Source organism: Hymenobacter psychrophilus (assembly GCF_900107135.1).
Classification (GTDB): domain Bacteria; phylum Bacteroidota; class Bacteroidia; order Cytophagales; family Hymenobacteraceae; genus Hymenobacter; species Hymenobacter psychrophilus.
The window spans coordinates 19,294-29,252 of record NZ_FNOV01000021.1; the positions used below are offsets into that span (position 1 = coordinate 19,294).

Genomic DNA, 9,959 nt, shown 5'->3' on the forward strand with positions numbered 1-9,959 from the left:
GCCAGCAGCAGGGTTCGGGGGGCGGTAGTCGAACCCGACAACCGCCCGCCAAACCCTGGCAGCTCATCAGTAAAGAACCGTGAGCGAGCCACTGTAGGACTTGCCCAGGGGGCCCTTTGTGACGACCACGTAATAGTAGGTGCCCACCGGCGCGGGCTTGCCGTTGATGGTGCCGTTCCACTCATTGGCCCGGCTGTAGTTCTGGGCCGAGAAAACCTCGTTGCCCCAGCGGTTGAACACGGTAACGGTGTTGGTGGGAAACTCCTCGATGAACTCAATCTGCCAGGTGTCGTCGCGGCCGTCGCCGTTGGGTGTGAAGGCGTTGGGAATCCGGATGGCCTCGCGCACCGTGACCGTTACTTCGTCGAAGGAAGCGCAACCACCTGCTCCGGCCGAAAGCCTGTAGGTAGTAGTTACCTTAGGAGAAGCCCGGGGCCGTAGCGGGTCGTTGCCCGAGAAGTCGAGGCCCGTGGCCGGGGTCCAGGTAACGGGGTAGTTGCCATCGGCCGTGCCTTCGAGCACCACCGAGGTGCCGAGCGTGATTTCCTTGTCCGGGCCGGCGCTTATCCGCACCGGTGGCTGCACGCGCACGGTTACGCTGTTAGAGAGGGCCGTTACCGGGCCGCAGGCGTTGGCGGTGCTCAGGCGCAGCGTTACGGTCTGGCCGTCGCGCAGCGTGGAGCTGGTGAAAACCGGACCTGTTGCGCCGGCCACATCGTTGCCATCCACCTGCCACTGATACACCGGGTTGGGTCCGGCGGCCGTTACGCTGGTTGCGCTGAACGTCTGGGGTTCGCCCGGACAAACCGGCGGGCCGCTTGGGCCGGTAACAACCAGCGTGGGGGTGGGCGTGGGGGTGCGCGTTACGGTAACCGTGGCCGTGGCCGGGCCGGTGCTACACTGGCCTGCGGTGGCCGTTACCTCCACCCGCACCTGGTCGCCGGTAACAACGGTGCTGCTGGTGAAGGTCGGTCCGCTGGCCACGGGAATGTTGTTGACAAACCACCGGAAGGTGGGCGCGGGGCCCGCATTAGTCACCACGGCTGTAAAGGTCAGTGGGGTGCCGGGGCACTGGGCGGGCGGTGGCGTTAGGGTTACAGTGGGCGTTACCAGCGGCGTCACCGTAATGGTCACTGAGGCCGTAGCCAGCCCTGTGCTGCACAGACCCGCAGTGGGCGTTACGTCCACTCGTACCCGGTCGCCATTGCGCAACGTGCTGCTAGTGAAGGTTGGTCTCGTCTCGCCTTGTACGGCCGCATTATTAACGAACCACTGGTAGGTGGGAGCTTCGCCCGCGTTGTCAGGCATGGCCGTGAGGGTGAACGGCGTGCCAGCGCACTGAGCGGGCGGGGTAGCCAGCGTCACGGTGGTCTGTGCCAGCGGCGTCACCGTAATGGTCACTGAGGCCGTAGCCAGTCCGGTACTGCATAGGCCCGGGGTCGGTGTGACGTCCACTCGGACACGGTCGCCGTTTATCAGCGTACTAGTAGTAAAGGTGGATCTAGTCTCATTAGGGACTGCCACGTTGTTAACAAACCACTGGAAGGTAGGGGTTGCACCTGCGGCGGTAGGTGTGGCCGTGAAGGTGAGTGGGGTGCCAGCACATTGGGTTGGTTGCGTCGCTATGGTTACCGCCGTCTGTGCCAAAGGTGTCACGGTTACGGTCACTGAGGCCGTAGCCAACCCCGTGCTGCACAGACCCGCAGTGGGCGTGACATCCACTCGTACCTGGTCGCCGTTGCGTAACGTGCTGCTGGTGAAGGTGGGTCTCGTCTCGCCTTGTACGGCTGCATTGTTGACGAACCACTGGTAGGTTGGGGTTGCCCCCGCGCTGTCAGCTACGGCGGTGAAGGTAAATGGCGTACCAGCGCACTGAGCAGCAGGGGTGGCCAAGGTTACAGTTGTCTTCACCAGCCTCGTCACCGTGACGGTAACCGAAGCTGAAACTGATCCAGTGCTACATAGGCCAGCGGTAGGCGTAACCTGTACTCGTACCTGGTCGCCGTTGCGTAGCGTGCCGCTGGTGAAGGTTTTTTTCGTCTCGCCTTGTACGGCCACGTTGTTAACAAACCACTGGTATGTCGGGGTTGTACCGGCGTCTGTATCCGAGGCCGTAAAGATGAGTGGGGTGCCAGCACATTGAGCGGCTGGCGTTGCTAGAGTTACCTTGGGCGTTACTTTGGGCGTCACCGTAACGGTAACTGTGGCCGTAGCAACCCCGGAGCTGCAAAGGCCCGGGGTAGGCGTAACGTCCACGCGCACCCGGTCGCCGTTGGCGAGCGTACTGGTAGTGAAAGTTTTATTCGTCTCGCCTTGTACGGCTGCATTGTTGACGAACCACTGGTAGGTTGGGGTTGCCCCCGCGCTGTCAGCTACGGCCGTGAAAGTAAACGGCGTACCAGCGCATAGCGGGGGTGGCGTGGCCAAGGTTACGGTGTTCATTACTTTTCTCGTCACCGTAATCTTAACCACGTTCGAAGGCGAAGCAGGTGGACAGAAACCCGATTCTACCACTCGTCGGAAATAAGTGGTAGTGGCAAGTATTCCCGGGGCGTAAGTGTCTTGTGAACTCTTGGTACCAACGTTGGCCCAGCCAGTGCTGCCATTCGGCGACGACTGCCACTGGTAGAGGTACTGGCCGGTGCCCGCGCCGGCCGGGGCCGTGCTGGTGAGCACCGCCACTGAGTCGCCGGCGCACACGGTCTGGTTGTCGGCAATGGTGCCCGGGGTAGGAGGGCCGAATATTCGAACCATGCTCTTGGTTTCCCGACAAAAGCACTCCGTTGTAATACGCAGCGTCACCTCGTAGTCGCCGGGGCGGGGGTAGGTATGCGGGGGTGGGTTTTGCGCCGTCGATGTGGTGCCGTCGCCAAAATCCCAGGCGTATTGGGGGTTGTCAAACTCCACCGGGGGGGCCTGGAAGGTATACTCCAGGCAGCCCGTCGGTTCTCCGCCGAAACCAAAGCGCAGCAGGGAGCTTTGGTTGAAATTGACGAGGCCCAGGCTGCTGAGCCGGCTGCCGCCCAGCTGCAGGCTGTCATCGGCGTAGCCAATGGCGGCCCCCAGCGAATCGGGGTAGGAGATGAAGCCCAGAGCCGGCTGGTTTTCGCGGGCCACATAAATCTTGCCGTCGGGGGCCGTTTGCATCGAGCCCAGGTTTACCGGCGTAGGCTGGTTGAGTGGAATAACCTCGCGGCCTACCGGGCCGTTACCGGTACCGGTACCAATGGTGCTGATATCGAACTGCAGCAGCTGCGGCAGCCGGGGCGCCGCGCCCAGCACCGTGGCATATAGCCGGCTACGGCCCGGCGAAAATGCCACGCCGTAGTAGCCGCCCTGGTTGGCATCAATGATTTGGGGGTTGCTGACCGCGCCCGTCCCGGTGTCGAAGCTGAACAGCTCCACGGTGCCGCTGCTGTCAGTCGTGATTTCGCTGTAGCGGGCCAGGGCCAGCTGCTGGCCGTCGGGCGTCACCCTCATCTGCCCCCGGTAACCCACCGGCGACACGCTCGGCGCGTGCAACGAGCCCACGGCCGAAGCAATCGGCGCATCAATAGTAACCGGACCCGTGCCCATGCCGCCGGTCGCTGGCCGTACGCGGTAGGCCAGGAAGGCATCGCCGCGGTTGTCGTTGCCGCTGGTGGCGCTGCCCCAGCCATGCACGATTATCCAGATGTCGCAGCCGTTTTTATGGAACACGCCCGTCATCTTCTCGGCGGTTCCCTGGGCGAGGGGCGTATTCTTGGTGGCCGCGACTACCGTGCCCGGTCCGCCACCGGCCGGAATAATAATTTCCGAGTAGCTCAGACCCTTGGGGCCGCCTTTGGCATCCTGGGTGAAAATGAGGTAGCGCGTCTCTCCATTCGGCAGCATCGGGGGCGGGCTGCCGGGCATGCGGATGGGCAGGGGGCCATCGGTGGTCAGGCGGTTGCCGTTCAGGCCCGTGCCGTTGGTCATCACGCTGCCGTCGCCGTTCCAAACGGTTTCGCCGTTGCTGTAGAAGAGAATCTTACCGCTGCCATCCGACATTATGCCCGCACCGGCCGGCGCATCCATTGCCCCGTCGGTCAGCACCGTAGGCTGGATGGAATCGGTGGCCATGTTGAAGTCGAGCCCGGCTTTAAAGCCGAAGTACCAGGTGTTGGCAAACTTCTCGTCCTCGCTGCACTTGGGCGGGCCGGTCTGGGCGCGCGCCGCAGGGGCCAGGCCGCTCAGCAGCAACACCAGTAGCACAACCAGCCAGCCAACGGCCCGCCGCTGCCCGCCCGCGCCCCGGCCGCCGGGGCGGGCGGGCTGACTTGGTGTGGTAACAGGCCGGGTGAGGGTACAGGTAGTTGCCAGGGCAGAGTATCGGAGCTTCGCGGGCATAGTGGGACAGACAAGTAGGCGGGCACTCAAAAGCAGACAGGTGGGCACTCGTACAGCAAAGTTTTCCTCTGCCGTTCTTACACAGTCACAGTACGCTAGATAACATAGTTATTCTAAAAAAACTGCCAACTGCACTTAACGAAGGTATATACTGTCGGTTTGGTTCGCCCCAAACCCCAGCCGTATGCGCAAAAAACCGTCTTTTGCGGGTCAAGTTTAATTGGATCAGGAGCTTAGGCGGCGGTTAGTGCTGCTTAAACTGCCGCGTAGAGGGCCAGGTTCGGTGCACCCAATGACATTAGTTTTTTGATGCGAAAATTATTAGTAATTTGGCATTGATTTCCGGTTGGAGTAGGTTGCCGCTGGAACTCTGTTTGCGGACCAGTCCCGCATAACCTTCTCCCGATCATTTAATCTTTCCTCTTTCGTTATGTTGCAAATGATGGTTACCAGGCGCCTCGGGCGCCGCCAGTTTCACTTCACCGTTCAGGGAGCCAACTTCCACGAAACGGTGGCCGAGTACGACCGGCTCAGTTTTCCCGATGTGGCCAAGTGCGGCCTCTGCGGCTCCGACAACCTCGATCTGACCGCCCGCGAGGCCCAGGGTAAGTTCAAATACACCAGCCTGCGCTGCCTCGACTGCCGCGGCGACGTCACGTTTGGCAAGCGCCAGGACGACGACCAAACCGTGTTCCTGCGCAAAACCGAAGATGGTAAGCTCGACTGGCGCGCCTTCGAAAAGCCTGCTTAAGGTAGTGAATAACGAATAGTGAAGAGTGGTTGGGGACGAACGTCGTTTTGGTATTGGCGAGGAAGTGGGCGTACTAATGATGCTCGATTGCCGTTCAACGATTTACTGCTCGCCCGATTTCTTGCTCTGCCCTGAATTACGTACATCCCCAAACGCTATTCACTATTCGTTATTCCCTATTCACTAATCACTACTTTCGTGGCATGAACCCGACTCGTCGCCAAGCCCCGTTGCTGGCCCCCTCGCTTCTTTCCGCCGACTTCGGCAACTTGCAGGCCGAAACCGAAATGCTGGCCGACTCGGCCGCCGACTGGCTGCACTTCGACGTGATGGATGGCCGTTTCGTGCCCAATATCTCGTTCGGTATTCCGGTGCTGGAGGCCGTGCACCGCTACGCCAAACAGCCCATCGATGTGCACCTGATGATAGAAGAGCCCCAGCACTACCTGAGCGCCTTCCGCGACGCCGGGGCCGCCATCATTACGGTGCATTACGAGGCCTGCACCCACCTGCATCGGGTGGTGCAGCAGATCAAGCAGCTGGGCTGCCGAGCCGGCGTGGCGCTCAACCCGCACTCGCCCGTGAGTCTGCTCGAAGACATTGCCGCCGACCTCGACGTGGTGCTGATTATGTCGGTAAACCCCGGTTTCGGGGGGCAGGCCTTCATTCCGAACACGCTGCGCAAAGTGGCCCAGCTGAAAGAACTGCTCGTGGACAGCGGCTCAGCGGCCCTGATTGAAGTGGACGGCGGCGTAACGCTCGACAACGCGCCCGCCCTGGTGGCGGCCGGGGCCGATGTGCTGGTGGCCGGCTCGTTTGTATTCAAGAACGGCGACCCGGTGGGCACACTGGCGCGGATGCGGGCCGAACTGGCCCCCGAAGCCCTCGAAACCAACGACTAAGCCCGCGGATGCTGCCTTCTTCCTGCGCTTCCCGCGTGTTTCCCGGTTGTTTGCCCGCCACCCGTTTGTGGCTGCGGCTGCTGACTGCGCCGGCAGCCCGGCCGGGCGCGGCAACGCTGCTGCTGCTGGCGGGCCTGGCCACTCCGGCGCTGGCCCAAACCAGCCGGGTAACGATAACGGGCCTTGTGCGCGACAGCAGCGGCCGGCCCCTGGAAGACGTAACAGTGGGTGTGGAAGGCCAGACCGGCGGCACGAGCACCGACGAGCGGGGCCGATTCTCGCTGAGCGTGCTGCGGCCGGCCGCCGGCGCCCCGGCCCCGGTGCTGGTGGTGCGTCGCCTGGGCTACCGCCCCGAGCGGCTGGCGCTCAACAACCTGAACCAGAACGCGGAGCTGCGCCTGGTGCTAGCCGACGACGGCCGGGCCCTCGACAACGTAACTGTGCGCGGCCGCCAAGACGTCACCGACACCCGCGAGCAGGTCAGCATCATGCAGCTGGAGCCGCGCGCGGCCAAGGAAATTCCCTCGCCCTTCGGTGATTTCTCGGCCATCCTTAAAACGCTGCCTGGCGTAGCCAGCACCAACGAGCTGACCAGCACCTACTCGGTGCGGGGCGGCAACTACGAGGAAAACCTGATTTACGTCAACGGGTTCGAGGTGTACCGGCCGTTTCTGGTGACTACCGCCCAGCAGGAGGGCCTGAGCTTCGTGAATCCTGATTTGGTGAAGACCATTGAGTTCTCGAGCGGGGGCTGGCAGCCCAAATTTGGCGACAAGCTCTCGTCGGTGCTCAACATTGAGTACAAGCGGCCCCTTAAGTTCGGCGCCTCGGCCACGGGCAGCCTGGTGGGCGGTACGGCCCACGTGGAGGCTACTTCGCCCAACCGCCGCATCAGCTACCTGGCGGGCGTGCGCTACAAGAATGCCACCTACGTCTTCAACTCGCTCCAGCAGCAGCAGGGCGGCTACAATCCCACCTTCTATGACGGCCAGAGCCTGATTACGCTGGCCCTGGGCCCCCAGGACAACCTCGACCGGACCACGCTGAGTTTGCTGAACACCTACGCCCACAACGATTTTCGCTTCAACCCCGAAAGCGGCGAAAGCACGTTCAGCACCGGCGTCAACCAGTTTTCGCGCCTGATTATCGACTACTCGGGGCGCGAGCGGATGCAGTACGACACCTACCAGGGGGGGCTGAGCCTGAGCCACCAGCTGCGGCCGAATGTGCGCCTGGAGCTGCTCGGGGGTCTGCTCTACTCGCGCGAGTTCGAGTACCGCGACGTGGAGGCCGGCTACTTTATTGCCGAAATCAACCGCGACCCGAACTCGCCCGATTTTGGGGCCGACCGCAACCGGCGGGGCGTGGGCTCGCTCTTCAAGCACTCGCGCAATACGCTCGAAGCCCGGGTGGCCAGCCTGGAAACCCGTGGCACCTGGACGCCGGGCCTGCGCCACACCGTGCGCTGGGGTCTGAAAACGGGCCGCGAGCAGATCAACGACGTGCTGGATGAGTACAGCTTCGTCGATTCTGCCAACTACGTGCCCGATGCCCGCCGCACCCGCCTGCGCTCCGACCTCGACCTGACCAGCACCCGCACCCAGGGCTACGTGCAGCACACCGTTCGCTTCGATTCGCTGCGCACGCTCACCTACGGCGCCCGCCTCAACTACTGGACCGTGAACGGGCAGACCACGCTGAGCCCACGGGTGCAGTATGCTTTCCGCAGCGCCCGTAACCCGCGCCTGGCCTGGAAAGCGGCTGCCGGCGTGTACGTGCAACCGCCCTTCTACCGCGAGCTGCGCTTCCAGTCCGGGGCGCCGCAAAGCCAGGAGGGCGCGCTCAACCTCGAGCTGCGGGCTCAACGCTCGCTGCATTTCATTGTGGGCAACGAGTTGCGCTTCCAGAGTTGGGGCCGGCCGTTCCGCTTCACCGGCGAGGCCTACTACAAGTACCTCACCGATGTGGTACCCTACGACATCGACAACGTGCGGCTGCGCTACCAGGCCAACAACAACGCCAAGGCTTACGCCGCGGGCCTCGATGCGCGGGTGGCCGGCGAGTTTATTCCTGGTACCGAATCGTGGTTTAGCCTGGGGGTGCTCACGACACGCGAAAACCTGGTCGGCGACTCGCTCAACGTCTTCGACCAGACGACCGGTCAGGTAACCGGCCGCGCGCCCAAGGGCTACATCCGCCGCCCCTCCGACCAGCGCCTGAACCTGGGTATTTTCCTGCAGGACAACCTGCCGAATGACCCCTCAGTGAAGGGCTACGTGAACTTTGTGTTCGGTACCGGCCTGCCCTTCAGCCCGCCCGCCCTGCCCGACTTGCGGGGGACCAGCAAACTCACGCGTTCCTATAAGCGGGTTGATCTGGGCTTTACCAAAGTGCTGGGCCTGCGCACGGCCACCGAGCTGGCCGCCCGCGGCCGCACCGTGCAGCTGCAAACCCTGTGGCTGAGTCTGGAAGTGCTCAACGTGCTCGGGGCCAGTAATCTGGCCGGCTACAACTACGTGCAGGACCTCAACGGCCTGACCTACAGCGTGCCCAATTTCCTTTCGAACCGCTTGGTAAATCTGCGCGTTATCGCCCGGTTTTAACAGAACGGAAACTAGCTTTTAACATCCGTAGCGGCAACCGTTCATCTGGCCGATACCGAGGTCAGCGAAAAGGGTTAAGTACCCGAACAGCAGAAGTGGGAAGAGGAGGACGGCCGCAATTTTGGTGCTTACGGAAGTCGTGGCCTGACGAAAAATCACGAACAGGAGCGCACCATACGAAGGTATAAGGCCAATAAGCAGGAAGAGGTGAATCCACGCCTGCCCTTCATTATCGTGCGTTCCGCCGCCATATAACTTTATCTCCATATCATTCAGGCAGATGAAGAGCACGACCAGTAGTATCGCGGAAACCGGATTGGTGCGCAGGTGCTTGGTGGCTACTAGCAGCGTTGTGAGAGACAGGATAATGACCGGGGTCAGCATAATTCCAGTGGGGGCGTGGTAGTAGTCCAGTAAGGCATTGGCCAGGACCAGCAAGGCGCAAAGTGACAGGGCCAGAGGAAGCTTCATAGGAGCAAAGTTTGAGGGTGAAACTATGCTCCAAAGGTGCGGGCCGCACCGCCCGCATCCCTTGACATTTATCAAGAACGGCGGGCGCGCAGGCGGCTTAAGGTTTCGGGAGTGATGCCCAGGTGCGAGGCCAGCATGTGCAGCGGAATCTGTTGGGCCAGGTCGGGGAAGTCGCGCAGCAGGCGGGCGTAGCGCTCGGCGGCGGGCAGCATCCGCAGGTCGAGGGCCCGTTGTTCGCTGAGCACATAGTAGCGCTCCGTCAGCACCCGGCCGATGAAGTTGAACTCGGGAAACTGCTGGTACAGGCGTTGCACCTGCGCGTGGGTGAGCGACCAGAGCCGGCACTCGGCCAGCGTCTGTAGATATTCGTGGGAGGGCTGGCGCGAAAAGAAGCTCAGAATCGAAATCACGAAGTGCCCCGCCGGCATAAACCACGACGTGACCTCCTTGCCCTGCTTCAGATAAAAGCTCCTGACCAGACCCGATTCCAGAAAATACAGCCGCTGCGCTAGAGCCTGTTATGAACTGGTGGCGTAATTTGGGGGTATGGCACAGCGAAGTAGTTACCCCAGCGACGTGACGGATGACGAATGGACATTTGTGGCGCCCTATCTGGCCCTGGTGTGTGAGGACGCGCCGCAACGGCAGCACGCGCTCCGGGCCGTGTTCAACGCCCTACGCTACCTGGTTAAAACGGGCTGCGGCTGGCGCTATCTGCCCCACGACCTGCCGCCCTGGCCGGCGGTCTACCAGCAATGGGCACGCTGGCGCGATAACCGCTGTTTTGAGCATATGATGGCCGATTTGCGCGAGTTGGCCCGCGTGCTGGCCGGACGTGAGGCCGAGCCCACGGCCGTCATTTTG

The 9,959-nt window shown here is 62.2% G+C and carries 7 protein-coding genes; 4 read left to right on the plus strand and 3 right to left on the minus strand.

Annotated features, from left to right (window positions below):
• Positions 1–66 precede the first annotated feature (66 nt).
• Positions 67–4,368 (minus strand): T9SS type B sorting domain-containing protein, encoded by a 4,302-nt coding sequence (locus BLW21_RS20070; RefSeq protein WP_092743763.1) that lies wholly within the window; start codon positions 4,366–4,368, stop codon positions 67–69.
• Positions 4,369–4,798: 430 nt separating this feature from the next.
• On the opposite strand from BLW21_RS20070, the gene BLW21_RS20075 reads away from it, so the two are divergent.
• The 3 genes from BLW21_RS20075 to BLW21_RS20085 all read left to right on the plus strand — a co-directional run bounded on the left by BLW21_RS20075 (position 4,799) and on the right by BLW21_RS20085 (position 8,624).
• Positions 4,799–5,119: a hypothetical protein gene (locus BLW21_RS20075; protein WP_092743765.1), complete on the plus strand. Its 321-nt coding sequence runs from the start codon at positions 4,799–4,801 to the stop codon at positions 5,117–5,119.
• 203 nt (positions 5,120–5,322) lie between these two features.
• On the plus strand, positions 5,323–6,021 hold the full coding sequence (rpe, locus tag BLW21_RS20080) for a ribulose-phosphate 3-epimerase (RefSeq protein ID WP_092743767.1): 699 nt from the start codon (positions 5,323–5,325) through the stop codon (positions 6,019–6,021).
• A 50-nt stretch (positions 6,022–6,071) separates the two neighbouring features.
• On the plus strand, positions 6,072–8,624 hold the full coding sequence (locus BLW21_RS20085) for a TonB-dependent receptor (RefSeq protein ID WP_245711976.1): 2,553 nt from the start codon (positions 6,072–6,074) through the stop codon (positions 8,622–8,624).
• An 18-nt stretch (positions 8,625–8,642) separates the two neighbouring features.
• Here BLW21_RS20085 and BLW21_RS20090 read toward each other — a convergent pair whose 3' ends face one another.
• Both BLW21_RS20090 and BLW21_RS20095 read right to left on the minus strand, forming a co-directional pair.
• A complete protein-coding gene (locus tag BLW21_RS20090; RefSeq protein WP_092743771.1) occupies positions 8,643–9,095 on the minus strand; it encodes a hypothetical protein in 453 nt (150 codons plus the stop codon).
• Between the two features lie 71 nt (positions 9,096–9,166).
• Positions 9,167–9,595: a Crp/Fnr family transcriptional regulator gene (locus BLW21_RS20095; RefSeq protein ID WP_092743773.1), complete on the minus strand. Its 429-nt coding sequence runs from the start codon at positions 9,593–9,595 to the stop codon at positions 9,167–9,169.
• Positions 9,596–9,641: 46 nt separating this feature from the next.
• Between BLW21_RS20095 and BLW21_RS20100 the strand changes: the two genes are divergently transcribed.
• Positions 9,642–9,959 (plus strand): transposase (locus BLW21_RS20100; protein WP_139255352.1); only part of this gene is annotated, 318 nt, incomplete at its 3' end.

Excerpts from the sequence above, each read along its gene's own strand:
- BLW21_RS20090 (WP_092743771.1), bottom strand. The coding sequence starts at position 9,095 with ATGAAGCTTCCTCTGGCCCTGTCACTTTGCGCCTTGCTGGTCCTGGCC.
- BLW21_RS20070 (WP_092743763.1), bottom strand. The coding sequence starts at position 4,368 with ATGCCCGCGAAGCTCCGATACTCTGCCCTGGCAACTACCTGTACCCTC.
- BLW21_RS20075 (WP_092743765.1), top strand. The coding sequence starts at position 4,799 with ATGTTGCAAATGATGGTTACCAGGCGCCTCGGGCGCCGCCAGTTTCAC.
- rpe (WP_092743767.1), top strand. The coding sequence starts at position 5,323 with ATGAACCCGACTCGTCGCCAAGCCCCGTTGCTGGCCCCCTCGCTTCTT.